General features: G+C 72.2%; 26 protein-coding genes. 19 read left to right on the forward strand and 7 right to left on the reverse strand.

Annotation, left to right across the window (positions count from 1 at the left end):
• Window positions 1-122 precede the first annotated feature (122 nt).
• From ACFYXE_RS08270 to ACFYXE_RS08305, 8 genes are all read left to right on the forward strand, one after another.
• Entirely contained in the window at window positions 123-1,088 is a 966-nt protein-coding gene (locus ACFYXE_RS08270; RefSeq protein ID WP_389311379.1) for an acyl-CoA dehydrogenase, read from the forward strand.
• Window positions 1,085-2,005, forward strand: coding sequence for a PIG-L deacetylase family protein (locus ACFYXE_RS08275; protein ID WP_389310252.1), 921 nt, complete (start codon window positions 1,085-1,087; stop codon window positions 2,003-2,005). The genes ACFYXE_RS08270 and ACFYXE_RS08275 overlap by 4 nt, the downstream gene beginning before the upstream one ends.
• On the forward strand, window positions 2,002-2,640 hold the full coding sequence (locus ACFYXE_RS08280; protein ID WP_389310254.1) for an SAM-dependent methyltransferase: 639 nt from the start codon (window positions 2,002-2,004) through the stop codon (window positions 2,638-2,640). The genes ACFYXE_RS08275 and ACFYXE_RS08280 overlap by 4 nt, the downstream gene beginning before the upstream one ends.
• The gene (locus ACFYXE_RS08285; protein ID WP_389310256.1) at window positions 2,637-3,443 is read left to right on the forward strand and encodes a glycosyltransferase; all 807 of its coding nucleotides are present in this window, start codon (window positions 2,637-2,639) and stop codon (window positions 3,441-3,443) included. The genes ACFYXE_RS08280 and ACFYXE_RS08285 overlap by 4 nt, the downstream gene beginning before the upstream one ends.
• A 215-nt stretch (window positions 3,444-3,658) precedes the next feature.
• On the forward strand, window positions 3,659-4,075 hold the full coding sequence (locus ACFYXE_RS08290; protein WP_389310258.1) for an STAS domain-containing protein: 417 nt from the start codon (window positions 3,659-3,661) through the stop codon (window positions 4,073-4,075).
• On the forward strand, window positions 4,072-6,318 hold the full coding sequence (locus tag ACFYXE_RS08295; protein WP_389310260.1) for a SpoIIE family protein phosphatase: 2,247 nt from the start codon (window positions 4,072-4,074) through the stop codon (window positions 6,316-6,318). The genes ACFYXE_RS08290 and ACFYXE_RS08295 overlap by 4 nt, the downstream gene beginning before the upstream one ends.
• A 260-nt stretch (window positions 6,319-6,578) precedes the next feature.
• On the forward strand, window positions 6,579-7,952 hold the full coding sequence (locus ACFYXE_RS08300) for an NAD-dependent succinate-semialdehyde dehydrogenase (RefSeq protein ID WP_389310262.1): 1,374 nt from the start codon (window positions 6,579-6,581) through the stop codon (window positions 7,950-7,952).
• Window positions 7,953-8,004: 52 nt separating this feature from the next.
• Complete coding sequence (locus ACFYXE_RS08305) at window positions 8,005-8,373, forward strand: low affinity iron permease family protein (protein WP_361169374.1); 369 nt, start codon at window positions 8,005-8,007, stop codon at window positions 8,371-8,373.
• Window positions 8,374-8,433: 60 nt separating this feature from the next.
• Here the strand turns inward: ACFYXE_RS08305 and ACFYXE_RS08310 are convergent, their stop codons facing one another.
• On the reverse strand, window positions 8,434-9,954 hold the full coding sequence (locus tag ACFYXE_RS08310) for a helix-turn-helix domain-containing protein (protein ID WP_389310265.1): 1,521 nt from the start codon (window positions 9,952-9,954) through the stop codon (window positions 8,434-8,436).
• Between the two features lie 175 nt (window positions 9,955-10,129).
• Here ACFYXE_RS08310 and ACFYXE_RS08315 point away from each other — a divergent pair, with 175 nt between their 5' ends.
• Window positions 10,130-10,753 (forward strand): hypothetical protein, encoded by a 624-nt coding sequence (locus ACFYXE_RS08315; protein ID WP_361169368.1) that lies wholly within the window; start codon window positions 10,130-10,132, stop codon window positions 10,751-10,753.
• A 70-nt stretch (window positions 10,754-10,823) separates the two neighbouring features.
• Here ACFYXE_RS08315 and ACFYXE_RS08320 read toward each other — a convergent pair whose 3' ends face one another.
• Window positions 10,824-11,348: a CGNR zinc finger domain-containing protein gene (locus tag ACFYXE_RS08320; protein WP_389310267.1), complete on the reverse strand. Its 525-nt coding sequence runs from the start codon at window positions 11,346-11,348 to the stop codon at window positions 10,824-10,826.
• Window positions 11,349-11,374: 26 nt separating this feature from the next.
• On the opposite strand from ACFYXE_RS08320, the gene ACFYXE_RS08325 reads away from it, so the two are divergent.
• Window positions 11,375-12,043: a LysE family translocator gene (locus ACFYXE_RS08325; RefSeq protein ID WP_361169362.1), complete on the forward strand. Its 669-nt coding sequence runs from the start codon at window positions 11,375-11,377 to the stop codon at window positions 12,041-12,043.
• A gap of 150 nt (window positions 12,044-12,193) precedes the next feature.
• The gene (locus ACFYXE_RS08330; protein ID WP_389310269.1) at window positions 12,194-12,799 is read left to right on the forward strand and encodes a hypothetical protein; all 606 of its coding nucleotides are present in this window, start codon (window positions 12,194-12,196) and stop codon (window positions 12,797-12,799) included.
• Between the two features lie 70 nt (window positions 12,800-12,869).
• On the opposite strand, the gene ACFYXE_RS08335 is transcribed toward ACFYXE_RS08330, so the two are convergent.
• On the reverse strand, window positions 12,870-15,167 hold the full coding sequence (locus tag ACFYXE_RS08335) for an SUKH-4 family immunity protein (RefSeq protein ID WP_389310271.1): 2,298 nt from the start codon (window positions 15,165-15,167) through the stop codon (window positions 12,870-12,872).
• 156 nt (window positions 15,168-15,323) lie between these two features.
• Here ACFYXE_RS08335 and ACFYXE_RS08340 point away from each other — a divergent pair, with 156 nt between their 5' ends.
• From ACFYXE_RS08340 to ACFYXE_RS08350, 3 genes are all read left to right on the forward strand, one after another.
• Window positions 15,324-16,586: a hypothetical protein gene (locus ACFYXE_RS08340; RefSeq protein ID WP_389310273.1), complete on the forward strand. Its 1,263-nt coding sequence runs from the start codon at window positions 15,324-15,326 to the stop codon at window positions 16,584-16,586.
• Entirely contained in the window at window positions 16,570-17,406 is an 837-nt protein-coding gene (locus ACFYXE_RS08345; RefSeq protein WP_389310275.1) for a hypothetical protein, read from the forward strand. Before ACFYXE_RS08340 ends, ACFYXE_RS08345 begins: the two co-directional genes overlap by 17 nt.
• 268 nt (window positions 17,407-17,674) lie before the next feature.
• Window positions 17,675-18,256: a fasciclin domain-containing protein gene (locus ACFYXE_RS08350; RefSeq protein WP_389310277.1), complete on the forward strand. Its 582-nt coding sequence runs from the start codon at window positions 17,675-17,677 to the stop codon at window positions 18,254-18,256.
• A 170-nt stretch (window positions 18,257-18,426) separates the two neighbouring features.
• Here ACFYXE_RS08350 and ACFYXE_RS08355 read toward each other — a convergent pair whose 3' ends face one another.
• On the reverse strand, window positions 18,427-19,122 hold the full coding sequence (locus tag ACFYXE_RS08355) for a hypothetical protein (protein ID WP_389310279.1): 696 nt from the start codon (window positions 19,120-19,122) through the stop codon (window positions 18,427-18,429).
• Window positions 19,123-19,239: 117 nt separating this feature from the next.
• Between ACFYXE_RS08355 and ACFYXE_RS08360 the strand changes: the two genes are divergently transcribed.
• The 3 genes from ACFYXE_RS08360 (at window position 19,240) to ACFYXE_RS08370 (ending at window position 21,395) form a co-directional block, all read left to right on the forward strand.
• Window positions 19,240-19,890 (forward strand): TetR/AcrR family transcriptional regulator, encoded by a 651-nt coding sequence (locus ACFYXE_RS08360; RefSeq protein ID WP_389310281.1) that lies wholly within the window; start codon window positions 19,240-19,242, stop codon window positions 19,888-19,890.
• 153 nt (window positions 19,891-20,043) lie between these two features.
• A complete protein-coding gene (sigK, locus tag ACFYXE_RS08365; protein WP_389310283.1) occupies window positions 20,044-20,628 on the forward strand; it encodes an ECF RNA polymerase sigma factor SigK in 585 nt (194 codons plus the stop codon).
• A 17-nt stretch (window positions 20,629-20,645) separates the two neighbouring features.
• Window positions 20,646-21,395, forward strand: a complete 750-nt coding sequence (locus ACFYXE_RS08370) for an anti-sigma factor domain-containing protein (RefSeq protein WP_389310285.1) — start codon at window positions 20,646-20,648, stop codon at window positions 21,393-21,395.
• 237 nt (window positions 21,396-21,632) lie between these two features.
• On the opposite strand, the gene ACFYXE_RS08375 is transcribed toward ACFYXE_RS08370, so the two are convergent.
• Window positions 21,633-21,884 carry a hypothetical protein gene (locus tag ACFYXE_RS08375; RefSeq protein ID WP_361167104.1) on the reverse strand — a complete coding sequence of 84 codons (252 nt, stop codon included), beginning with the start codon at window positions 21,882-21,884 and terminating at the stop codon, window positions 21,633-21,635.
• Window positions 21,885-22,309: 425 nt separating this feature from the next.
• On the opposite strand from ACFYXE_RS08375, the gene ACFYXE_RS08380 reads away from it, so the two are divergent.
• Complete coding sequence (locus ACFYXE_RS08380; protein WP_389310287.1) at window positions 22,310-23,959, forward strand: molybdopterin-dependent oxidoreductase; 1,650 nt, start codon at window positions 22,310-22,312, stop codon at window positions 23,957-23,959.
• Between the two features lie 49 nt (window positions 23,960-24,008).
• Window positions 24,009-24,368 carry a hypothetical protein gene (locus tag ACFYXE_RS08385; RefSeq protein ID WP_389310289.1) on the forward strand — a complete coding sequence of 120 codons (360 nt, stop codon included), beginning with the start codon at window positions 24,009-24,011 and terminating at the stop codon, window positions 24,366-24,368.
• 93 nt (window positions 24,369-24,461) lie between these two features.
• Here the strand turns inward: ACFYXE_RS08385 and ACFYXE_RS08390 are convergent, their stop codons facing one another.
• On the reverse strand, window positions 24,462-25,112 hold the full coding sequence (locus ACFYXE_RS08390; protein WP_361167113.1) for a fasciclin domain-containing protein: 651 nt from the start codon (window positions 25,110-25,112) through the stop codon (window positions 24,462-24,464).
• Window positions 25,113-25,271: 159 nt separating this feature from the next.
• A complete protein-coding gene (locus ACFYXE_RS08395) occupies window positions 25,272-26,030 on the reverse strand; it encodes a DeoR/GlpR family DNA-binding transcription regulator (protein ID WP_389310291.1) in 759 nt (252 codons plus the stop codon).
• Window positions 26,031-26,229 lie beyond the last annotated feature (199 nt).

Genomic DNA, 26,229 nt, shown 5'->3' on the forward strand with positions numbered 1-26,229 from the left:
CCCGGACCGGAGAACTGTCACCGGAGTCGAAGACGGGAGCGCTGTCACCGGAGTCGAAGACGGGAGCGCTGTCACCGGAGTCGAAGACGGGAGCGCTGTCACCGGAGTCGAAGACGGGAGCTCTGTCACCGGAGCTGCGGACAGGGAAGCTGTTCGCGGACTTCGTCGCGCACGAGGCCGCGGACGTCCCCCTGCCCGGCCGTGCCACCGACCGCCGTTTCGCCGCCCTGGCGGAGCTCGGCCGCAGGGACCTGTCGCTGGCGCGCCTGGCCGAGGGCCACCTCGACGCGGCGGCGATCCTGCACGAGGTGGAGGGGACGCTGCCCGCGCCGGGGGAGCGGTGGGGGGTGTGGGCGGCGCGCCCACCGGGCCCCGGCGTGCGCGCGGAACCCACCGGCCGGGGCTGGCGGGTGAGCGGACTCAAGCCGTACTGCTCCGGCGCCCGCGCCTGTACGCATGCGCTGCTCACCGCGGACGCCGAGGACGGCTACCGCCTGTTCGCGATCCCGCTGGACCACCCCGGCGTCGAGCCCGTGGACGGGACCTGGCCGGCGGTCGGCATGAAGGGCAGCGACACCCTGGACGTCCTGTTCGACGACGTGCCCGCGCGGGCGGTGGGGGAGCCGGAGGGCTACCTGCGGCGGCCCGGCTTCCAGCACGGCGGGGTCGGCGTGGCGGCCTGCTGGCTGGGCGGCGCGCGGGCGGTCGCCGACCCGCTGTACGAGCGCGCGGCCGCCGACCGGGTCGACGAACACGCCGCGGCCCACCTGGGCTCGGTCGACCTGCTCCTGCACACCGCCGACACCATGGTGCGCGAGGCGGCGCACGCCATCGACGCCGATCCCCGGGACGAGCGGGGCGAGGCCCGGATCCGCGGGCTGCGGGTGCGCGCGCTCGTCGAGAAGGTGTGCACCGAGGTCCTCGGCCACGTGGGCCGCGCCACGGGCGCCGGACCGCTGTGCCACGACGAGCGTCACGCGCGCGCGGTCGCGGACCTGACGGTGTACGTACGCCAGCACCATGCCGAGGCGAACCTCGCCGAACTCGGGCACCTGGCCGCCGAAGGACTCTCCGGAGCGCGCCGATGAACACGCGGCCCGACACCCGTACGGCTCGCCAGGACCCCCGTACGGCTCGCGAGGACCCCCGTGCGGCCGGGCAGGACACTCGCACGGCCGGGCAGGACATCCGTGCGGCCGGGCAGGGCCCCCGTGCAGCCGGGCACGACACCCGCACGGCTCGGCCCGACACCCGTACGGCCCGGCAGGCGGCCGCGGCCCAGATCGACGCGCGGGGAACGGACGAGGCCGACTGGCGGGCCGCGGACCTGGCACGCTCGCTGCCCCGGCTGCGCATACCCGCCGGACCGGTCCTGGTCGTCGCCGCGCACCCCGATGACGAAGTGCTCGGCTGCGGCGGCACCCTCGCGGGCCTGCTCGCGGCCGACGTGCCCGCGCACACCGTGTGCCTGACCGACGGCGAGGCCTCGCACGGCCCCGGCGACCCCGGCACGCGCGGGCGGCTCGCCGCCCGGCGCCGCGCGGAACTCGGCGCGGCCCTGGACGCCCTCGGCCCGCTTCCCCGGCCCGTGCACGCCGGACTGCCCGACACCGCCCTCGACCGGCACGAGGAACACGCCCGCCAGGTCATCGCCGACGCGATGACACGCACGGGTGCGGTGCTGTGCCTGGCGCCCTGGGAGGACGACCTGCACAGCGACCACGAGGCGGCAGGACGCGCCGCCCGCCGGGCCGGCCGCGACACCGGGACCACGGTGTGGACCTACCCGGTGTGGATGTGGCACTGGGCGCGGCCCGCCGACGCCAGGGTGCCGTGGCACCGGGCCGGGATCCTGCCCCTGAGCGAGACGGAACTCGCCCGCAAGAAGGCCGCGTTGGCCTGCTTCACCAGCCAACTGGAACCGCGCGGCCAGGATCGCGCACCGGTCCTGCCGCCGCACGAGATCGCCCACCACACCCGCATGTTCGAAACGGTGATGCGTTGAACAGCCCCGCGGACACCTCCGCCAACACGCCCGTCAGCTATTTCGAGGGCCAGTACGCGCACGCCCCCGACCCCTGGCACCTGGCCGAGCGGTGGTACGACCGGCGCAAGTACGACCTGACCGTCGCGGCGCTGCCCCGCGCCCGCTACGCCCGCGCCTTCGAGCCCGGCTGCTCGGTCGGCGTGCTCACCGAACTCCTCGGGGCGCGCTGCGATACCCTGCTCGCCACCGACCGGGTCCGCTCGGCCGTCGACACCGCCGCCCGACGCCTCGCCGGCCAGTCCCACGTGACGGTGCGCCTGCTCGCGGTGCCCGAGCAGTGGCCGTCCGACACCTTCGACCTGGTCGTCCTCTCGGAACTCCTCTACTACTTCGACACCGCGACCCGCACCCGAGTGCTGCGGCAGAGCGTGCGGAGCCTCGGCGAGGGCGGACACCTGCTCACCGTGCACTGGAACCACCCCGTCAGCGAGCACACCTGCACGGGCCGGGACATCGCCGCGGAGCTCGACACCCTGCCGGGCCTGCGCCCGCTGGCCCGCTACGACGACCCGGACTTCACCCTCACCGTCCACGAACGCGGCACCGGCCCCGACCCCGCACTGTCCCCGGCCCGCGCGGAAGGCCTGGCGTGAGGGTCGCGGCCGCGGCCGTCGTGGTGCCCGCGCACGACGAGGCGGACCTGATCGTGGCGTGCGTGCGCGCCGTCCGCACGGCCGCGGCACGGATCGCCCCGCTCCCCGTGGTCACCGTGGTGGTCGCGGACGCGTGCGCCGACGCCACGGCCGCCCTCGCCGCGCGGGAGGGCGCGCACGTCCTGGAGATCCGCGGGCACAACGTCGGCGCCGCCCGCGCGGCCGGGGCCCGCCACGCCCTCGACCTCCTCGGCCTCGCCCCCGGCACCGCCGGACCGGACATCTGGCTCGCCATGACCGACGCCGACTCCACGGTCCCCGCGCACTGGCTGGCCCGCCAGCTCGCGTGGGCCCGCCGGGGCCACGACGCCGTCCTCGGCACCATCCGCCTCGCCCCGGCCCCGCACCCCGGCCACCGGCGCGCGCGGAACGACCGGCACGACGCCGCCTACTACCGCACCCGTCCGACCCGTCAGGCGGACGCGCCTTGGGAGCACCCGCACGTCCACGGCGCCAACATGGGCGTGTCCGCCGCCGCCTACCGCCGGGTGGGCGGCTTCGCGGCGCTCACCACCGGCGAGGACCGCGACCTCGCCGTCCGGCTGGCCGCTGCCGGATACCGGATCGCCCGGGCCGACGACCATCCGGTGCGCACCGCGGACCGCCTGCGCGGTCGCGCGCCCGGCGGTCTGGCCGACCTGCTCGCCTCCCTGGAGCGACCGTCGCCGCCCCCGCTCCGGACCGTCCTGCCGTCCGACGCCGGGACGCAGTGCTCACCGATCCCCCACGGACGGGACCGATGAGCGCTGTTCCTCTACGGACGTCGGACCGTCGGCCGTCGGACCGTCGGCCGTCGGTCAGGAAATCCACTGTGCGTCGTGGTTGCCACGGCGTGGGCGGGGCAGCAGGGGTGTGCGGAGTCGATATTGCGTGCGGTTTCTCCGGTGAGGTTTCCGGTCTCTAGCATGAGTGGGTCGTTGGTGGGAGCTTCGCATGGAGGAAGCTGAGGGTGTTCTCGGTGCAGGTCAGGCAAGAGGCGAGGGGTGCGGTGTTCGCCCTGTGCGGGGAGCTCGACTTCGACAGCACGGTCCAGGTGGACGAGGCCGGTGCCGCGGAGCTGACCAGAGGGCGGGGTGCGGGACCTGTGGTGGTCGACTGCGCCGACCTGACCTTCTGCGACTCCTCCGGGATCAGCTCGCTGCTGCGGCTGTTCCAGGGACTGGAGGCGCAGGAGCGGACGCTGCGCCTGGCGGCAGTGCCGGATTCGGTGGGCCGCGTCTTCTCACTGACGGGCCTCGACCAGGTCTTCAGCCTGCACACCGACGTCGCAGAGGCTCTGGAAGCAGAGGCTTTGGACGCAGACAGGGGCGGGCGTGACATGGTGACCGCTGACAACGACGGCAAGACCCATCCGATGGACAGGCAGAGCACATGACGCGCGTACCCGGGCAGCCCGCGGCCCAGACTGCCGGGCAGCCGGGCGCGCACACCGCCGCCGAGGCGGCCGCGGAGGAAGATCTCCGGGCCCTGTTCGGCCGGTCCTCCACCCTGTTCGCCTCCTTCGCCGGTCCCGCGCACATGCTGGAAACGGCGAACGAGGCCTTCTTCAAGGCGATCGGCGGCGACCCCGAGCGCACCCGCACCGGCCTGCCGATCGGGCAACTGCTGCCCGAACTCGTCGCGCAGGGCTTCATCGCGCCCCTGGACCGGGTCTACCGCACGGGCATCCCCCACACCGACCGGGATGCCCGGGTGCTGCTCGGCGGGGGAGCCGGGGCGCGGGAGGCCTTCTTCGACCTCACCTACGAGCCCCGCCCGGACGTCGGCGGCAACGTCATGGGAGTGCGGGTGATCGGGGTGGAGACGACCCAGGTCAAGCACGCCCAACGGCTCACCGCCGAGCACCGGGTGCTGCTGGAGCAGATCGCCCGGCAAGCCCCCCTTCCGGACGTCCTGGACGGCATGGCCCGGGCCATCGAGGACCTCGCCCCGGAGGAGGTGCTGGTCTCCGTCCTGCTGGCCGACGCCGACGGGCGCCACCTGCGGCACGGCGCGGCCCCGAGCCTGCCCGACTTCTACAACCGCGCCATCGACGGCATCGCCACCGGCGAGGGCGTCGGCTCCTGCGGCACGGCCGCGCACCGCCGCCGCAGCGTGATCGTCACCGACATCGGCACCGACACGTTCTGGGACGACTTCCGCGACCTGGCCACCAAGGCCGGGGTGGCCGCCTGCTGGTCCACCCCGATCCTCGCCCGCGACGGCGCGCTGCTGGGCACCTTCGCGATGTACCACCGCGTCCCGCGCGCTCCCCAGGAGACCGACCTCGCGCTCGCCCGGGTCTTCGCCGACACCGCGGCCCTGGCCATCGAACGCCACCACGCCGAACAGGCACGCACGGCGGCCGAAGCCCGCGAGAAGGCCGCCCGCGACGACCTCGCCTTCCTCCTTGACACCAGCACCGCCCTCGCCTCCGACCTCGACGCGGCCCAGACCCTTCACCACCTGGCCGCGTCCTGCGCCCCGGCCCTTGCGCCGCTGTGCGCGGTCGACATCGTGGAGAGCGGCCGGGTACGCCGCGTGGCGACCGCCGCCCCGACGCAGGACGAGCACGACCTGCTGGCCTCGCACATCCCCGTCTACGATGCCGTCGACGACGCCGTCGCCCGGGTTCTGGCCTCCGGCACGAGCGAAGTGGCCCGCCGCACGCCGACAGGCCCCGGCCCCTGGCACACCCTGGGCGTCACCGGCTACCTGTGCGTCCCCCTCATGGACCGCGAACGCGCCTTCGGCACCCTGACCCTGCTCTCCACCGGCGAGCACACCTTCGACGGCCACACCGTCGCACTCGCCGAAGAACTCGCCCGCCGCGCCGCCTCCTCGGCCCGCAACGCACGCCAGTACACCCATCGCGCCGCCCTCGCCCGCGACCTGCAAGCCGGCCTGCTCCTGCCCGACCTGCCCGACGTGCCCGGCACCGACGTGGCCACCTACTACCACCCCGCCGGTGAAGGCCTCGACATCGGCGGCGACTTCTACGACGTCTTCCCCCTCGACGACGGCCGGTGGGCGTTCCTGCTCGGCGACGTCTGCGGGCGCGGCGCCATCGCCGCCACCACCACCGCCCTGGTCCGGCACACCGCCCGCGCCGTCGCCCCCCTCCTCCCCGGCCCGGCCGACGTCGTCACGGCCGTCAACCGGGCCCTGACCAACCGGCCCGGCAGCCACGGCACCGGATTCGTCACCCTCGTCTACGGCCAGCTCACCCCGACTCCCTCCGGACTGGACATCGAACTGGTGCGGGCCGGCCACACCCCGCCCCTGCACCTCGACACCGACCGCACCGTCCACCCCATCGACACACCGGGCATCCTGCTGGGCATCAGCGAGACCACCCACGTCACACCCCGGCGCCTGCGCCTGCGACCCCACGAGAGCCTGGTGCTCTACACCGACGGCATCACCGAGGCCCGCAGGGGCGACCAGCTCTTCGGCGACGAACGCCTCGTCGCCGCGGTCTCCGATGCCCCGGCCCGGCATGCCGCGCAGCACGTCATCGACGCCGTCACCCGATCCGTGCACACCTTCACGGCGGGCCTCGACATCGACGACGACCAGGCCATCCTGGTCCTGACCGCCACCGAACCCACCCGGCCCTCGGCGGCTCCACGGGCCTAGCGGACGGTCACGACCCCCTCGACTCCCTCGACCCCCTCGTTCAAGGTCCGCGTCCGCCCCGGTCCGCGGCCCCGCTCGACGGGCGGGCGGCCCCGCTCTCGGATAGACCGGACGGACAGACCGGAACGCACGGGTGGGACACCGCCCGGGTGTCCGGTCCGCCCCGGTGGGTAGCCGGGCGTCCGTAGCGTCCGGACACCGGTGGCCGCGAACCGTGGCGGCCTCCCCGGCCCGGCGACCGAGAGGAGCACGGCCAAGCCATGGAGCACTACCGAGTCGTCAATCCCGCCACCGGCGAGACCGAGCGGGAGTACCCGACCGCCACCGACGCCGAACTGCGCGAGGCCCTGGAGAGCGCCGACGCCGTCCAGCGCGACTGGGCCGCCCGCGAGCCCGCCGAACGCGCCGCCGTGCTGCACCGGGTCGCCGACCTGTACGAGGAGCGCAAGGAGGAGCTCGCCGCCGTCATCACCCGCGAGATGGGCAAGCCCGTCAAGCAGGGTCTCGGCGAGATCGCCATCGTGGTGTCGATCTACCGGTACTACGCCGACCACGGCGAGGAGTTCCTGAAGGAGGAGGAGCTCCAGGTCGCCTCCGGCGGCCGGGCGGTCGTCCGCAAGGAGGCCGTCGGCACCCTGCTGGGGATCATGCCGTGGAACTTCCCGTACTACCAGGTCGCCCGGTTCGCCGCGCCCAACCTGATGCTCGGCAACACGGTGCTGCTCAAGCACGCCCCGCAGTGTCCCGAGTCCGCGCTGGAGATGGAGCGCATCTTCCACGACGCGGGCCTGCCGCGCGGGGCGTACGTCAACATCTTCGCCACCAACGACCAGATCGAGACCCTGATCGGCGACGACCGCGTCCAGGGCGTCTCGCTGACCGGTTCGGAGCGGGCCGGCGCGGCGGTCGCCGAGATCGCCGGGCGCAATCTCAAGAAGGTCGTCCTGGAACTCGGCGGATCCGACCCCTACCTGATCCTGGGCGTCTCCGACCTGGACCGGGTCGTGAAGAACACCCTCGGCGGCCGGATGCTCAACGCCGGGCAGGCGTGCAACGCCTCCAAGCGGATCATCGCCCTGGACGAGCACTACGACGCCTTCGCCGAGCGCTACACCGACGCGGTCCGCGCCATCGTGCCCGGCGACCCCGCCGACCCGGACACGTACATGGGGCCGCTCTCCTCCGAAAAGGCCGTCGACACCCTGGACGAGCAGGTCCAGGACGCCGTGGCCAAGGGCGCCACCGTCCTGGCCGGCGGGCGGCGCATCGACCGGCCCGGCGCCTGGTACGAACCGACCGTCCTGACCGGCATCACTCCCGAGATGCGCGCCTACAAGGAGGAACTGTTCGGCCCGGTGGCGCTGCTGTTCAAGGTGGGCTCCGAGGAGGAGGCCGTCGACTTCGCCAACAACTCGCCCTACGGCCTCAGCGCCTCGGTGCAGACCGACGACGCCGAGCAGGCGCAGCGGGTGGCCCAGCGCCTCCAGGCGGGCATGGTGTTCGTCGGCGGACCGGCCGGCACCGCCGCCGAACTGCCCTTCGGCGGCGTCAAGCGCTCCGGCTTCGGCCGTGAACTGGGCCGCTTCGGCATGGAGGAGTTCGCCAACCACAAGCTGGTCCGCGTGGTCCGCTGACCCCCGGGCACCAGGACCGCACCACACCCAGCGGCACCGAAAGAGGCAGCACATGACCCTGGAGCACCCGGCCGAACGCGGCGGCAACAGACGCGGGCCCTTCGAGCGGCTCGCCGAGCGCGCGTCCAACTTCACCAGCAGTCCGGCGTTCTTCGGGGTCTGCCTGCTCCTGGTCGGCATCGTCATCGGCGTGCACATCGCCAAGGCGCCGCTCACCTGGATGCTGCTGGCCGGCGAGTCCATGACCGCGGTCACCCTCCTGCTGCTGGCGCTCCTGAAGAACAGCGAACGCCGGGCCGAGCACGCCGTGCAGCGCAAACTCGACGCCATCGCCGCCGCCCTGCTGGAGACGCAGCAGGGCCAACCCGGCCCGGCCCAGCGCACCCTGCGTACGGCCATCGGCATCGAGGAGCAGACCTGAGCGGGGCCCGGGCGGCGGGCGCGCCGGGCCGCACCCGGGGGCGGGGCGACGTGCCCGCCCTCAGTCGGCGGTCCGCCACCGGCGTCCGATGGTGTCGTACGCGTACCGGGGCAGGCCGTCGATGGCGCTGGTGCGGAACGGGCGGCCGTCGTCGTCGATGCGCACCGTGCCCGTGCGGCCCTGGGAGGACCAGTCCAGCTCCAGGTACCAGCGGCAGTCGCACGAGCTGGTCCCGGCCGTGATCAGCAGCACCTCGGGGTCCTTCGCCGAGACGCGGTAGGGCATGCGTACGGCCGGGATCGGCGTGCCGGAGTCGTTCCCGGCGACCGCGCGGGCGATGGGGCGGTCCTTGTCCAGGTCCACGGTGAAGTACCGGGGAGTGACCGCGCCGCCGCAGCCCTGGTCCATGGCGTAGGCGTTGCCCCCGGCCGGTGCGGTGCGGCCGACCACGCGTACGCGCAGCGCCTCCAGCACGACGGCCGTGTCGCCGCGCCCCTGCACCGAAAGCTGCACGAGTGTCTCGCCGCCGTGTGTCGCGCTCTGCGTCGCCGCCCAGGGCGCCGCGTCCTGGGGGACCGGGGGAGGGGGCACCTGGCCCGGCGGCTTGGCGATGACGTAGTCGTGACCGCAGCCGAGCTTCCAGGCGTGGGAGTTGGCCGACCAGGTGAGCGGCAACCCGGCGGGCCGCCGTTCGCCGCGGGGCGGCGCCGATGTCGCGCCGGGGCGGTGAGAAGTGCCCGGCTTCCGCTTCCTGCCGTTCGGGTCGTTCGGAGTGGCGGAGCCGGAGGGCCGCTCGGCGGTGGGGGTGCCGCTCGGACTCGGTGAGGTGCCCCGTCGCTGCGGCGCCCCGGCCTCCGCCGTACCGGCGGCCCGGTCGGGGCCCTCGGCGGAGGCCCGCCGCTCGTCCGGCAGCGCGGAGAAGGCCCCGAGCATCGCGAGGACGGCACAGGCCGAGGCCAGGCCGACCACGAGACGGCGCCGCCGGTACCAGGGGCGGTGCGGGGGCGGGGGCGCGCCGGGCGGTGCGGGGGCGGGCTCCGATGCGACGGGGGTGCCGGTGGCCTTCGGCGCTGCGTCCGGGGTGACGACGGGACCGCCGTCGGCCGTCGGCGCCGTGTCCGGCGCGGTGCTGCCTTGCGCCTCTGGGCCCGGTCCGTCCGCCGCCTGGTCCGCGGGGTGCGCCGCGTCGTCCACGGCTCGCGTCGCCGCGGCGTCGGGGGCGCTCTCCGCCGCTGCCGCCGTACGGGGCCGATGGCGGGCCGCCACCGCGCGAAGCCAACGGCGGTGGAGTTCCAGGCGCTGCTCCGAGGTCGCCCCGCACAGGGCCGCGAAGCGTTCGGCGGGGGCGAAGTCGAGCGGCACCGCGTCGCCCGCGCAGTAGCGGTGCAGCGTCGAGGTGTTCATGCCCAGACGACGGGCCAGCGAGCCGTAGCTGCGGTCCGTGCGTTCCTTCAGCGCCCGCAGCAGCGCCGCGAACTCCGCCACCTCGTCGACGCCGTCGCCCTCGTCCTGCGCCGACACAGGTCCCCCCGTCCTCGTACGACCTCGCACGGCCCCGGGACGGCATCCCAGGCACCTCATGTACCTGCACGTCAGATGGGCTGGGATGGTTCCACCGCGGCCGATCGGCCGTCGGCTGTTGCACCGGGCCGCCGTGACCGCTGATGCTCTTGGTGTCGCAGCAGCCAGGCCCGGGCCGACCAGCCGGCCTCGTCGCGACCTCCACGTCCACGCACTGATCCCCGGGGGAACACCCATGTCCCTGCGCATCCGAACGAGCGCCTGCACCGCACTCACCGTCGCCGCCCTCGCGGCGGGCACGGTCCTCACGGCACCGGCCGCCGGCGCCGCCACGACGGCCGCCACACCCACGTTCCTGTCGGCGTCCCAGCTGCCGCCGCACCCGACGTCGTCCTGGACCGCCGGGCCCGTCACCGAAGGCTTCCCGGAGGGGCTCGGCCTCTGCGTGAGCACGGAGGGCGTGCCCTCCTACGCCTACCGGCACCGGGAGTTCCGGACCGACCTGGACACCAACGCCGTGCAGCTGACCGTCGTGACGGGCACGGCCGCCCAGGCCAAGGGCCTGGCGAAGCACTACGACGACCTGATCCGCACCTGCGCCGCCCGCATCGAGCGGTCCACGCCCGACGTCGAGGCCGAGGGCCGGGACTACGGCACGCTGCCGGTGGAGGAGGGCGCCCGGGTCCGCGGCCTGCACACCGAGACGTCCTGGGGCGCCACCGACATCGCCCTGATGTCGGTCGGGCGGGACGGCAGGACCGTCACCGTCGTGAAGTGGGGACAGCTCGGCGACTTCGGGGACGCGCCCGTGACCGCCTTCAAGAAGACCACGACGACGGCCGTCAACAAGCTGTACTGACCGGGCGCCACCGGAATAGAGCAGGGGCCGTCCTCCCGCCACGGGGGTCGGAAGGACGGCCCCGCGGGCGTCACCGCTCGCGTCGGCGGGCGCGGTGCCGACGGACCGCGTCCCGGCTGCCGCAGCGCGGTGAGCAGTACCGCTGGGTGCCGTTCCGCGAGGTGTCGACGACGACGTTCGTGCAGGGGTGCGCCGAGCACCGGCCGAGGCGGTGCACCCCACGCGTCGTCAGGTGCAGCGCGGTGCCGACGCTGAACACGGCGTGCAGGACGCGCGGCAGGTCGTCGTCGACGTCGCGGTAGTGCAGGTGCCAGCCCTCGCCGTTGTGGTCGGTCAGCCGCGGATACGCGGCCGTGGCGGCCATCTGCTCGTTGAGGAGCGCCGCCCGTTCGTCCGGGTCGTCGGCGTCGACGACCCGGATCCAGTCGTCGAGCACCGCCCGGCACCGCGCGTGATCGTCGGGCCGCTCGGGGAAAGGCATGGTCATGCCGAACTCACGGGTCCGCTCGACGATCCCGGCCCGGGTGTCGGGCCAGTCGTCCGCCAGGGAACGGGCGAGGAGAACGGCGTACTCACCGTAAGGGTTGAGATGCATAAGGGCATTACAGCAGGGTGGTCGGCATGTCCCTCACCTCGTTGTCCTCGCCCGTGTCCGGTGCGTCCGTCCTCGCGATGGCGCTCACCGCGCTGGTCATGGTGCTGACCCCCGGGCCCAACATGATCTACCTCGTGTCGCGGAGCATCGGGCAGGGGCGTGCCGCGGGACTCGTCTCGCTGGCCGGTACCGGCGTCGGCTTCGTCGTCTACATGCTGATGGCCAACCTCGGCCTCGCGGTCGTCTTCGTCGCCGTGCCCTGGCTGTTCATCGCCTTCAAGGCCGCCGGTGTCGTCTATCTGGCCCGCCTCGCCTGGCAGGCCCTGCGGCCCGGCGGGCGCGGCGTGTTCGAGGTCCGCGACGTCACCCGGGACAGCCCGGCCCGGCTCTTCCGCATGGGTCTGGTGACGAATCTGCTCAACCCCAAAGCGGCAATCATGTACCTGACCTTGATTCCGCAGTTCATCGACCCGCAGCGCGGGCACCCGACCGTGCAGGGCCTGACCCTCGGGTCGGTCCAGATCGTGGTGAGCCTGACCGTCAACGCCCTGATCGTGATCGCCGCCGGCGCCATCGCCGGCTTCCTCGCCCGCCGCCCGAGCCGGGCCGCCGTGCAACGCCGTGTCACCGGCGCCCTGCTGGGCGCCGTGGCGCTCCTCCTCGTCCGCGAGGTACCTGCCCGGGCCCAGGTCTGACCACCGTCATCCGCAGGCCTTACCGCGAAGGTTTACCCCGGCTCAACTCCAGGGTGGACGAAGTGATTTCCCTCCGATGGGAACCTCCTGGAGGCGCCGCGACGGTGCGGCGGCCTTCGCGGGGAACCGCGAAAAGACAGGGGGAACGACATGGCATTCAGCAAGGGACGTGTCGCCGTCGCGGCGGCAGGCGGGTTGCTCATGCTCGCCACGGGCGTGGGCGCGGCCGAGGCGGGAACGGGGGCGTCGGCCACGCCGGGTTTCGCCCGGCAGGCCGAGTCGGCGCACCTGACCAGCGCGCAGACCACGGCGCTGCAGGCGGACGTGAACCGCTATCTGAAGAAGATGGGCGGGACCCAGGTCGCGCTCAACAAGATCGACCTCGACGGCAAGGGCGAGGTCCTGGTCGCCCTGCCCGGCGAGGCCCGGCCGCGCGACTTCGCCTCGGGCAACGGGATGCGCATCGCCGCCGACCCGTGCCTGGACAACCCGGGGGTCTCCGGCAACTTCTGCGCCTACCAGCGGGACAACTTCGGCGGAAGCATCATCAGGATGTGGCAGTGCAACACCAAGTACTACGTGTCCACTTGGGGAAGCGGGGGCTCCTGGGTCAACGACCAGACCCGCAACCTGGAGAGCCGCCGGGCCCGGATGTACAACCCCAGCGGCAGCATGATCTACAAGACGCCGCGGGCGTACAGCTCCGACGCCCACGGTGACTGGAATCCCGTCCGGTACGTGATTCCCTGCGGCTAGAGCCGTGTGATGCCGTGATCCGGGTCGGTGCCCTCGGGACGGGCACCGATCCGGATCACCGCTCGCCGGGTCACTCGTCGTGGAAGACGTACGACCACGCGGGCCGGCTCCCGCCGGGCGCGTCGACTGCGGCCAGCTCCGCCAGGACCCGATGAGCGATCCGCCGCCGCTCGGCGCTCCCCGGCGGGGCGAGGTCACGGCTGCGGAGCCCGGCGACCCACAGCGCGACCATGCCGAGGAAGCTCTCCAGGTCACGTGCGGCGGGCAGCCCGGTCAGGTACTCCTCGTCGGGGCCGTCCGGCTCGGTACGGGTCGGCATGCGCAGGACGTGCCCGGTGGGCCCGTCGATGACGAGCTCGCCCCCCATCCACCGGCCGATCAGGAAGAAGGGACCGCCCTCCGCGACGGCTGCGGCACCGTCCGGCCAGTCCACCTCGTCGAAGAGATCGGCGTCGGCGTCCCCGTACGGCAGGAGCGCCATGCCGCCTTCCCCCAGGTCCGGCAGGCCGAACCCGGTGAGGAGGTCGCGCGTGGGCTGATGGGTCAACCCGGCGGGCAGGTCCCCGGGGTCGGACTCCCAGATGTCGCTCTCGCCGAAGAGGGGGACCAGGTCCCGGTGGCTCGGCGGCGGGGCGTCCACGGGACTGCTCAGGTCCGTGACCGCGTCACCTGGGGACAGGGGAGGCTCCAGGAGACCGAAGGTACCCGACGGGTCCACGCCGTCCGTCGGCTGGACGGCGATCAGGCCCAAGTCGCCCCCGAACACGACGACATCGCCCACGGCCAGCGGGGCGCAGGGCAACAGGAAGGCGCGCGCGTTCCGCCGGGGGGACGACGAGGCGAACAACTCGACGAGGCGTGTGGGATGCCCGGGGCGTCCGGGACGCCCATCGGCCGCCGGAGGCAGGGCCAGGTCCGATCGCTCCTCCAGCGGAATCTCGTCCCCCGTCCAGGGTCCGGCGACGCGTTCACCCGTGCCCGCGTCCCATACCGAGACGAGGGGGTGCGGCGAGCGGCCCACCATGCGCTTCTGCAGCCCGGCCAGGGCGGGCCGCCCCCGCCAGCACACTTCCGCCAGCCGGGAGAACCTGCCCCCTTCGAGGAAGCGCGGATGGAACCCGCCCGGCGGCCGCCAGCGGACCCACTTCGCCTGCCAGGGAAGGGAGATGCCGGACGATGCCACGGACTGCGCGAACGCCGCATCGTCGCGCGACCAGGCCATCGCATGCAGCCAGGAGGCCCACTCGCGCTGGCTCTCCGGCGCAACACCCCGTTCCCACAGGTGCATCGCGTCGGCAGCGGGACTGTTACCGGGAACGACGGGACTGTGGCTGCGCGCCGCGTCCATGACCGCGGTCTGCGGCAGATGGGCCACCGTACGCCCATCGCGCAGCAGTTCCTCGTACGTCCCTGCCCGCACGGCGTGCATGGCGAGCCCGGTGGCCGCGTACCGCCCGACGGCGCCGTCCTCGGCCCACCCGTGGGGATGACGGAACTCGGCGGAGGCGCGCAGCAGCCACGCCACCATGTGCCGATTGACGCGGGCCACTTCCTCGGAGCCGACACGGCGGCGCAGGGCTTCGGCCACGGCCTCCTCGGTGAAGGAGACCCCGAGAGCGCCGACGCGCAGCACGTCCGCATGCTCCCGGGCCCACTCGGCGAGCGCGGCCGGTGCCATGGGCGTGCCGGTCACGGCGGCGACGAGCTCCGCCCACACGGGCAGGGGCACGACCCGCGGCTCCGCGAGGGCGAGAGCGCGCAGGGCGGCCGGGGCGTCGGGAGCGCGTACGGCACCGTCGGGCTCGGACAGCCGGAAAACGGCCTCGGGGGGCGCCGCTCGGGGCAGGAACTCCGGCCGGGTATCGGCCAGCACGGCCACCTTCGCGTGCGCCAGCAGGGGGACGGTGCCGCGTATCAACCGCTCCGGCTCGTACGACCGCCGGGTGCGCCCGGCACGGTGGGCGTTGACGAGGACCAGCAGGCGCTCCTCGCCCCACGAACCGAGCGCCGACCGCCAGTCGTCCCGCTCGCCGGACGACAGGTCAACTCCCAGCGCGGACAGCGCTTTGCGCATCACCTGCTCGGCGGTGAGCCCGGTGGCATCGACGAGGACGCTCCCCGGCACGTCCTCGTGCACCCGCCGCAGGACGGCCCCCGTGTCGGCGCCGGCCGGAGCGACGACATGGGCGGCGCTGCCACCTCTCCCGCCGGAACGCCACCAGGCGCCCACGCGACCGGACACTTCTTCCGCAGGGCTGCCCACCGATGCCACCGTCGTACCGCTCCTCTTCGCCGCCGCTCCGAAGCCGATCACTGTAATGAGCCGGATCGCCGACCGGGGGAGCGGGGCCCAGGTGGAGAACCGCATGCCGGAGAAACCGTGGGGCGTCCTCTCCGCAGGGCTGTTAGCGTTCCGGAGGCCGAGGACAACGGGGCGCCCTCTCGCCCCGCGGGGGAAGAAACTGGTCGCCTCGCTCTCCTCGCTGGAAAACCACTCGCGAGCGCGGAGGACAGGAACCGTCGCATGGGCACAACAGAGGCCACAGAAGCCCGAATCGTCGGTTCGGGACATTTCCTGGTCGTGCCGTCCGGGCTGCGGGACCAAAAATGGGCCAGGGAATTCCTCGGGACCACCCTCACACCCGAGGACTTTGCCTCCGCCGCGCCCGATCTCGCGGGGAAGACCCTCTACCTCTGCGGCGACCTCTCCGGGATCGACGAACGCCGATTGCGGTCCGCGGCACGGGTCTTCGTCATCCGGGAGTTCTCACACGGGTACCCCGAGGGCGTCGGCGCGCCGTGGTCCCTGGTCGACTCCGGGCGCGTTCCGCTCCGCGTGCACGGCGCCGGCGTGTACTACCGACGCTTCTTCGGGCCCGGCGGCGACGAGTTCGGCCGTATCCGCGCGGAGCACACGTTCCAGTCCTTGACGGAGTCCACCAAGCCGGGGAGCGCCCGGCGCAGCGGAATCTATCTGACGCCCGTCACGCGGGACGGCGACGCGCTGCACTTCCGGTTGCTGCGGTGCTCCACGAACCTATCGGGGCCCACCGAGAACTTCGGGCCCACCGACGTGCGTATCGTCGAGGAACTCAACCGCGAGGCCGCCGGCGTCTTCCGGGACCAGGCACCGCTCAATCACGTCCTGGCCCAGATCTACCACAACACCCTTGCCACGCCGGAGCGCAAGCAGTCCAAGGCCCGGATCTCGGCGCACGCGGACAAGACCAAGGACATGCCCGCCAACGGCATCATGGCGTTCTGCACGTTCTACGACGGGCTCGATCACCTGCAGCCGTTGCCCGACGACCCCTTCGATGTCGGGCGGAAGGGCGTCAGCGGTCTGACACGCCTGCGCTTTCGCCTGAAGGATCTGAAGGATCTGAGGGATCCGACCGGGGAACGCGACGACGTCCCGTTCCCCGCGCAGTTCACCGTGACGCTCCACCCCGGCTCCGTCTTCCTCATGCCGTTGTCCACCAACCGCCTCTACACGCACGAGATCCGCCCGTCCGCGTTGGACGCCGACCTGATTCCGACCCGGCTCGGATACGTGGTCCGCTGCTCCAAGGCCGAAGCCGTGCATGAGGACGGCCGGACCTTCCTCACCCCAACGGGAGGAACCGGCGCCGGGGACCGGGTGGAACTGGAGCCCCCGACGGAGGCCGGCATGGACGAGCTGCGCGGACTGTACGCCGCGGAGAACAGGACCTCGTCCTTCATCGACTACGGTGACGCCTTCTTCTTCAGCATGAATACGGGGGATTACCGTGCCCCCAGGGCCTAGGATCCCGGACGAGATCTTCTCCGGCGTCCTTCCGGTCGAAGGGAACCTCTTCGCGGAACTGTCCGCCTCGGTGGCCTGGGAAGGCGTGGGCAAAGGCAGGCGGGCCGCCGCGCTCACGAGGCCCGACGCGTCCGGCGAGGTGCCTCTCGTGCGCACCACCGCCCAGTACGGCTGCCCGACGCAGCCCTTCCGGCCGGTGCACGAACGGCTGGCGCAGCAGATCCTGGAGCACGCGGATCTTCCGGTCGGCTTCAACAACGCCCTCATCGAGCGGTACACCAACGCGTACACCAAGATGGGCGGCCATTCCGACCAGGCCCTCGATCTGGCGGACGATTCGTTCATCGCGGTGTTCTCCTGCTACCGGCATCCCGCATCCGGACCGCCGAGGAAGCTGATCTTCGAGGCGAAGGAGGGGGACGGCGAGAAGGTCGAGATCCCTCTGACCCACCACGGCATCGTGGTCTTCTCGGTCGGGACGAATCGACGGCTCCGGCACAGGATCGTGCTCGACGGGCCCGTCGAGGCGGCGGACAACGAGTGGCTGGGCCTGACGCTCCGCACCTCGAAGACCTTCATCCGGTTCAGCGACGGTCTTCCGTATCTGCCGCGGGGAACGCGGCTCACGGTGGCCGACGAGGAGCAGCGGGTCGCATTCTTCCGCATGCGGCGCCGCGAGAACACCGAGACGGACTTCGCCTATCCCGCGCTGACGTACACGGTCAGCGCGGGAGATGTGATGCCCCCCGAACCGGCACGAGTTTCCCGGATCCCCGGCGCCCGGATCCCCGGCGCCGGGATCGCCGGGGCGGAGAGGTGAGAAGTCCCGCTTTCCGCCACGAAGCGTAAAAAGTGATGAATCTGCGCATCCGTGGCGCTACGCGGCCGGGAAGTACCTGTGCAGCGAGTGTGAAAGCGCCGCCCCTGAGCGGTGCGAAAGCGCCGCGAAATGCGCCGCGCCATGCGGTGTGAACGACGCGGCGCGCTATGCGAAGTGAACGCGCGCACCCGCTGTCCCGGCGGCCACCCGGCCGGCCGGGCCGTTCCCGGGAATGGTCCGGGACCGACCTCCGTCAGGGAGGAAGACCATGCGCACCACACATCTCCGCAGGACCGCCGTGGCAGCCGCCGCGACCCTCGCGCTGCCCGTCTCGCTGGGGCTGCTCGCCCCGGTGGCCCACGCCGACGACATGTCCGGACCGTTCGGCCCGGCGTGCGCCGGCGTCCCCAAGGACGGCGCCGGCAGCTTCGACGGCATGGCCTCCGATCCGGTCGCCACCGCGGCCTCGAACAACCCGGCCCTGTCCACGCTCGTCACGGCCGTCAAGAAGGCCGGACTCGTCGACACCCTGAACAACGCCAAGGACGCGACGGTCTTCGCGCCGACGAACGATGCGTTCGCCAAGATCCCCAAGGCCGACCTCGACAAGGTCCTTGCCGACAAGGCGCAGCTGACCAAGATCCTCACCTATCACGTCGTCGGTGAGAAGGTCGCCCCCGATCAGCTCTCCAAGGGATCGTTCAAGTCCCTGGAGGGAAGCATGATCACCACCACGGGATCGGGCGAGAAGTTCAAGGTGAACGACGCGGCGAACATCGTGTGCGGCAACGTGAAGACGTCCAACGCCACGGTGTACATCATCGACTCCGTCCTCATGCCGAAGAGCTGAGGGCCGAAGAGCCAAGGGCCGAAGAGCCGAGAGTCGAAGAGCCGAGAGTCGAAGAGCCGAGAGTCGAAGAGCCGGGAGTCGAAGGGCTGGGGCGCGAGCCGGTGGCCCGGGTCCGGTGGCGTGCCGCCGGACCCGGACTGCCGTGCCGGTGCCCCGAGTCCGTGGGGGAGTCAGGCGCGGGCGGCCGCGGCGGCGACGATCCAGTTCCTGAACTCGACGGCGTAGTGCCGCAAGTGGTGGTCCAGGACCTCGTCCGGGCACGCGCTGGGCAGGTAGACGGTCAGGGCGGACGTGAAGCCGTCGGCGGTGTCACCGAACTGGATCAGCGCGCGCCCGACGACGGTGCCGTCGGCCAGGAAGAGGTTCGACGACATCTTGCGCGGAAACTCCGACTCCGGGAGGAGCTCGTCCGCGTCCGCGGCCCAGTCCAGCGCGTCGGTTCCCCAGCCGCCCATGTAGAACGAGCAGACGTGGGGGCCGATGTTCTCCACCACCCGTGCCCCGACGGCGTCGGTGCCCATCGCGTAGTGCTCGGGATGCGCCGCCAGCAGCGCCCTCTCGTCGCCCGCGAACGCCCCGTCCATCCAGGCGAGGAACGCGGTCGAGGTCAGGCCCTTCGTCGCGAGCACGGTGGTGCCCGCCTTGAAGCGTCCTCCGGAGGTGCGAGCGCTCTCGCGCAGGAAGGCGTTGCCCTCCTCGATGTCGTCGGCCAGCAGGTCGAGGAGCCCTTGGCGGCCCAGCAGGGTCCGGAAGCGGTCGACGGCGCGACGGGCGTAGAAGAGCTCGAAGTCGTCGATGTCCCCCGCCCCGGTGGGACCTGCCTCGAGCGTCACGGTGAGGGGCGGGAGCGTGTGGTCGTGGGTCATGCCGTACCTCCTGGAAGAATGCGAACGTGAATTCGCGTTCGCGTCGCGAGGGTACGCGGAGCAGTGCCGCGCTTGTCAAAAGGCCCTGCTGAGAGCGCCGCGGATACGATGCGGGACATGACCGAGGAGCCGGAGCGTCCAGCGGCCTACCGGGAGCCCCGGCAGGCACGCAGCGCCGCGACACTTGCACGCGTCCTGCGGGCGGCCGAGGAGATCGCGTCCTCGGCCGGACTGGAGGAGATGACGGTCTCCGGCGTCGCGCAACGCGCCGGGGTCTCGGTCGGCACCATCTACCGCCGGTTCGAGGACAAGGAGCAGCTGATCACCGCCCTGTCCGAGCGCATGCTGGAACGCCGCGAGGAGTTCGTGGCCGAGCGGCTGCGGCAGGCCGAGCCGTCGCTCCCCGGTGTCATGGACGCCTATGCGCACGCCCTGCTGCAGTCCTTCGCCGACAGCAGCGGCCTCTTCCCCGAGCTGCTGCGGATGCGGGGGACCAGGTCACTGGACCGCGGGGCCCGCACCATCACGGAACTCCACCGCCTCCTGCTGGCAGCGGCGGCCCCGTACGCCGACCAGATCCGGCGCTCCGAGCCGGACCGGGCGCTCGACACCGCGGCCCGTGCCCTCCTCGGCGCCTGCTTCCACAATTCCGTACGCCCCGACCCGGCCGCGGACGAGGCGGCCAGGCGCAGGTACGCGGACGAGCTCGGTGACATGGCGACCACCTACCTCCTCACGCCCGACCGGCGCGACGGCCCCGAGGCCTGACCCGGACACCGGCCGCCGCCTTGGATCGTGGCGCCGGGCGGATCGGCGGACGTCGTATCCGCACCAATCCGACGAGCCCCGGGCAACGAATCAATAGCGTGACCGTGAGCGGGAGTCTCACGGGCGTGGTCCACGGCGGGCGATGATGTCCGCATGAGGCAATCGGTGTTCATCGGCGGCAACCCGGCCGACAGGCCAGATCTCGTCGCGCTGATGGAGCAGGTGACGAAGGGCGACGAGCAGGCTTTCGGGCAGCTCTACGAATCGGTCGCGGGCCCGGCCTTCGGTGTGGTGAGAGCCGTGGTCCGCGATGTCGCGCAGTCGGAAGAAGTGACGCAAGAGGTGCTGGTGGAAATGTGGCGGCACGCTGCGGACTACCGGCCGGAACGGGGGTCGGTCATGAACTGGGTACTCACGCTGGCACACCGGCGGGCGGTGGACCGCGTCCGCTCGGTGGCGGCCGCCGCCGCGCGCGAGGAGCGGGTGGCGCTGCGCGACCGGTTGCCCGAATTCGACGTGACGGAGGCGGAGGTCGAGGCGCGGCAGGAGCGCGAAGACGTACTGCGCTGCCTGGAGGCGCTCACCGTGCTCCAGCGGGAGTCGATCACCTTGGCCTACTACCAGGGGCTGACCTACCGCGAGGTCGCCGAGCGCCTGTCCACGTCCCTGGGCACCGTCAAGACCCGTATGCGGGACGGACTGATCCGGCTCCGTGACTGCCTGGGGGTGGCGGCATGACCTCCGGGCGCGGTGACATGAGCTCGAACGACGCGCACACCCTGGCCGGTGCGTACGCCCTCGACGCGCTGGAGTCCGATGAGCGGGCGGCGTTCGAGGAGCATCTGGACGGGTGCGCGGACTGCCGCCAGGAGGTGGCCGAATTCGCCGCGACGGCCGGCCGCCTGGCTCTCGCCGCCCACGTGCCGCCGCCTCCCGCGCTCAAGCGGGCGGTGCTCGCCGAGATCGGCGACGTCCGCCAGGAGCCCCCGCGTACTCCGCGTCGGGCAGATGTGACGCCGTCGCCCAAGGGGGCACCGTGGCTCCGCAACCTCGCGCTCGCCGCCTGTCTGGTCGCGGCGGCCCTCGGCGGTGTCGCGACCTGGCAGCATCAGGAGGCCCGCGAGGCGCGGGTGGAGGCCGGTGCGGCCCGCACCGAGGCCGATCAGGTGGCGGCCGTGCTCGCCGCCGGTGACGCGCGCACCCATTCCGTCACCCTGTCCGGCGGTGCCCGCGGCGCCGTGGTCACCTCGGCGAGCCGGAACCGGGCGGTCTTCACGGCGTCCGGCCTCGACGGCCTGCCCAAGGGCAAGGTCTACGAACTCTGGTTCAACGACGACGGCGCGATGCGGCCCGCGGGACTTCTCGAGCGCGGCAAGAGCAACCAGGTCACCCTCATGGACGGCACGATCGACAAGGCCACCGGGATCGGCATCACGGTCGAGCCGGCCGGAGGATCCAGGACGCCGACGCTTCCGCCGGTCGGTCTGGTCGACTTCCCCGCGTGAGCGCGTATCTGCATGACCGAGTGCCGAGTACCCGCACGACCGCGTACTCGCATGACCGCGTTCGCGCGTGACGGCGCTCTCGCTCGACCGGCCGGACCGGCATGATCGGCCGGACCGGCATGAACGGCCTGATCGGCCGTCGTGCCGCCCGGGCGGTGCCTGAGCCGACTGCGGCCACGCCCCGGTGAGCACGTGCTCACCGGGGCGTGGCCGCGCGGCGTCACGCCTGGATGGGCGTCAGGAGTGCGAGCCGGTCGAGTTGCCCGTCGCGCCGCTCGAGTTGGCCGTCTTCGAGCACTTGTGGAAGTAGGCGGTGCCGTCCTCCGCGAAGCCGCTCTGCGTCTTGGTGGACGTGCCGCCCGACGACGTCGCGGAGTTCTGCGACTTCGTGTAGCCCGGACCGGAGTCGGCCGCCGCGACGGTGGCGCTTCCGAGGATGACGGGCACGACGATGGCTCCGGCGGCGATCGCCTTGGCAATGTTGCGCATGAGACGCAATCCCTTCGATTCACGGGTGAGCGGCAGAGCGGCTCACTCGGTCTCCCGGAAGCCGCGGCGGGGCCTGCTCGATGGCCTCGCCTCACATACCGTGACCACGACTCGGCGAGCCTGCCTTTCGAAGGGAGGCGCACGGGTGACGGGCGGAGCGGTCGAGTCGGTACGGACATGGCCGGTGAGCTGCGGCAACAGCACCGGAACGACCCGTGCACACGATTCTTCGGCAAGTGCCCTAACCGAGTGACCGGGTGACCGGTCGCCAGGCATCCCGGCACGCGACGAACGCTGAACCCGCCCGCGCACGGGGGTGAATCGCGGCCGGAACCGGCGCGCCGCCGTGGCCCCGGATAGGCCATCTGCGTGAGCGATCCGCGTGAGCGACCCATCCGAACCCTCCGCAGGAACGGATCCTGACCATGGACCACACATCACCGCGTCCGCCCCGCGGTTTCACACGGCTGTCCCTGGGAGCGCTGAGCGGCCTGCTGGCGGGATGCGCGGCGATCGCCGTCGCCGAACTCGTGTCCGCCGCCGTCCGGCCCGAATCCGGGCCCGTCGTCGCGGTGGGCGGCGCGGCCATCGACCGTACGCCGCCGTCCGTCAAGGACTGGGCGATCCGGGAGTTCGGCACGAACGACAAGCTCGTCCTGCAGCTCGGCATCCTCGCGGTCCTGGCCGTGCTCGCGCTCGCACTGGGCATGCTCGCCACCCGGTGGCATCTGGTGGGTTCGCTCGGTGTGCTGGTCTTCGGAGCGGTCGGCGCGCTCGCCGCGCTCGGCAGGCCGGACTCGACGAGCTTCACCGACGCCCTGCCCTCGCTCACCGGCGCCGTGGCCGGGGCCGCGCTGCTGTACTGGCTGACCGGCCGTCTCGGCCACCCGGGGCATCCGGCGCCCCCGCGCGACGCGGAGCAGTCGGCGCCGACGCCGGTGACCGATGAAGCAGGAACCGGTGCAACAGGAACCGGTGCAACAGGCTGGGACCGGCGCGGATTCGTCCTCGCGGCCACTGCGGCGGCCGCCGCCTCGGCGGGCGCGGGATTCGCGGGCCGGGCGCTCAACGGCTCGCAGGGGCAGAACGCCGTCGCCTCCCGGAAGAAGGTCGTCCTGCCCGTTCCGGAGTCGAGGGCGGCGCCCGTGCCGAAGGGCGCCGCGCTGCGGATCGAGGGGATCAGCCCGTTCATGACCTCCAACGGCGACTTCTACCGCGTGGACACCGCGCTCGTCGTCCCCAAGGTCGACGCCACCTCCTGGCGGCTGCGCATCCATGGCGACGGCGTCGACCGCGAGCTGAACGTGTCCTTCGACGACCTGCTGCGGATGCCCCTGATCGAGCGTGACATCACGCTGACCTGCGTCTCCAACGAGGTGGGCGGCCCCTATGTCGGCAACGCCCGCTGGATCGGCGTACGCCTCGCCGACCTGCTCGAACGCTGCGGTGTGCGCCCGCCCTCCCGGGGCGGCCCGGCCGACCAGTTGGTGGCCAGGTCCGTGGACGGCATGACGATCGGCACTCCCGTCGAGGACGTGATGGACGGCCGGGACGCGATGCTCGCGCTCGGCATGAACGGCGAGCCGCTGCCGTTCGCGCACGGCTTCCCGGTCCGCATGCTGGTGCCGGGTCTGTACGGCTATGTGTCGGCCTGCAAGTGGATCGAGGACATCGAGCTGACCACCTTCGACGCCTACGACACCTACTGGGTCAAGCGGGACTGGGCCCGCAAGGCGCCGATCAAGACCCAGTCCCGTATCGACACCCCCAAGCCGTTCGCCCGGCCGAAGGCGGGAGCCGTGATGGTCGCGGGGGTCGCCTGGGCGCAGCACCGGGGGATCGAGAAGGTCGAGGTGCGGGTGAACGACGGCCCCTGGGAGGAGGCGCGCCTGGCCACCGAGGACACCTCGGACACCTGGCGCCAGTGGTCCTACGCCTGGCAGGCGACCAAGGGCCAGGCCACGTTGACGGTCCGGGCCACCGACAAGTCCGGCGCCACCCAGACCGAGAAGCGCACCCGCACCATCCCGGACGGAGCCTCCGGCCGGCACTCCGTCGTCGTCACCGTCGACTGAGCGGGTTCTCGCGGTACGCGACCGAGCACGACGAAGCAGGAGGCACGTCATGGTTTCGCCGGTTCCCGCGCGGCGGCCGTTGTTCGTCACGGAGTGGCAGCATCTGTTCGTGGTGCTGATCAACGCCGATTTCGAGGACCTGATCGATCTCGAACGGCTCGACATGGCACTGGAGATCGGCCGCCTGACCGGCAAGCACGTCGCGGTCGACGCCTCCCGCATCCCGTTCATGAGCGCCGAGGTACTCACCACGCTGCTGCGGCACCGGCAGCGGACGGGGCATCTGCCCTGGCTCGTCGGCCCGCTCAGCCCGCCGACGACTCGGCGCCTGGAGATATCGGGGACCCTCAGGCTGTTCGAGATCTTCCCGACGCTGCTGGAGGCGACGGCCCACAGCCGGGGCGAGTGACTCCGCCCGGGGCCGGGCAGCACGGAGGGTGGGGTGCGCGGTCTGCGCATCCCACCCTCAGGGTGTGCTCGCCCGCCGTCGGCGGGAACACGGTCAGCTCTTGGGCATGAGGACCGTGTCGATGATGTGCACGTTGGCGTTGGCGGTCTTGACGCCACCGCAGACGACCTTCGCGCTGTCGTTGACCTTGTAGGACTCGCCGGAGCCCGCCGTGGTGAGCTTGGACTTCTCCAGCGTGGTGTACGAGCCCTTCACCAGGTCCTTGGGCTCGAGCTTCTGGCCCACGACGTGGTAGGTCAGGATCTTGGTGAGCTGGGCCTTGTCGGCGAGGACCTTGTCCAGGTCGGCCTTCGGGATCTTCGCGAAGGCGTCGTTGGTGGGTGCGAAGACGGTGATGTTCTTGGCGCTGTTCAGGGTGTCCACGAGCCCGGCCTTCTTCACGGCCGTCACCAGGGTGGACAGGTCGGGGTTGTTCGAGGCGGCGGTGGCGACCGGGTCCTTGGCCATGCCGTCGAAGCTGCCCTTGCCGTCCTTCGGCACCGAGGCGCAGCCCGGGCCGAACGGCTTGTCCATGCCGGCCATCTCGTCGGACGGAGTGCTCTTGTCCGACGCGCTGGAGTCACCGGCCGACTTGCTGTCGGAGGCCTTGTCCTTGGAGTCGCTGTCGGAACAGGCGGTCAGCGCCAGCGGAAGGAGAGCGGCGGCGGCGACGGCGACGGCGATACGGCGGACTGGAGTCTGCATGAAGATTCCTCAGCGATCGAGTGCACGAGAGCTGTCTGCCCTCGTCACTGCTGATCCGGTGCCGCTCGGCCCGCGGATTGGTCCCTTCCCCGTCCGTTCCTCGAAAGAGTGAACCGGGCCCCGTGGAGCCAGTGCTGGGGCGGACGGGAAAGCCCGACCTCAGACGACCCCGACGCGTACGCCGAGCGCCCGGATCGCCGACAGCTCGGCCGGTGGCGCGGCCCCGTCGGTGATCAGGGTGTCCACGTCGGCCGCCGGGCAGATCTTCGCGAACGTGGTCCGGCCGATCTTGGAGTGGTCGGCGACCACGACGGAACGACCGCTGTGCAAGGCGAAGGCGCGGTCCGTCGCGGCCTCCAGCTGGTCGTGCGTCGTGCAGCCGTGCCCGGCGCTGATGCCGTCGACGCCGAGGAACGCGATGTCGGTGTGGTGGTCGGCGAGCGTCTTCTCGGCGATGGGGCCGATGAGTTCGTAGCTCTCGCCGCGGGCCGTGCCGCCGATCACGATCAGGGTGACGGCCGGGCGCAGGACCAGGGCCGCGGCGATGTTCACGGCGTTGGTCACGACGGTGACCGGGCCCCGGTCGGCGAGCAGTCTGGCCACCTCCGTGGTCGTGGAGCCACCCGTCAGGCCCACGACCGCGCCGTCGGGAACGAGGTCCGCGGCGGCCCGGGCGATCGCCTGTTTCTGCGGGGAGCGCTGGTCCGCGCGGTGCTTGAGCGGCAACTCGATGCTCAGGCCGCCGACCACGGCGCCGCCATGGGTGCGTTCGAGCAGCCGTCGCTCGCTCAGGTGCCGCAGATCGCGTCGCACGGTGGCCTGCGAGACTCCCAGGAGCGTGGACAGCTGGGTGACATCAGCGCTGCCCTGCGCGGCTACGTGGTCGAGTATCCGCACATGGCGGTCGCTTCTGAGCACGGGCCGAGCATAGCTTCGGCGCACACGAACGCTCACGGATTGCCGTCATCTATGCGCGCTTCTGCGCGAGTTGGCCGAACTTCCGTCAATTCCCCTCCCTTGACATGGCTGGAGACGCTCGCTTAACTCCCTGGCAACGCCGACGTCGAGCACTCGGCGCAGAGGTACGCCCAGCCGGTAGTTGGCCTCGGCCATGAGC

This window comes from Streptomyces sp. NPDC002564, assembly GCF_042889645.1.
In the GTDB taxonomy this organism is placed as follows: domain Bacteria; phylum Actinomycetota; class Actinomycetes; order Streptomycetales; family Streptomycetaceae; genus Streptomyces.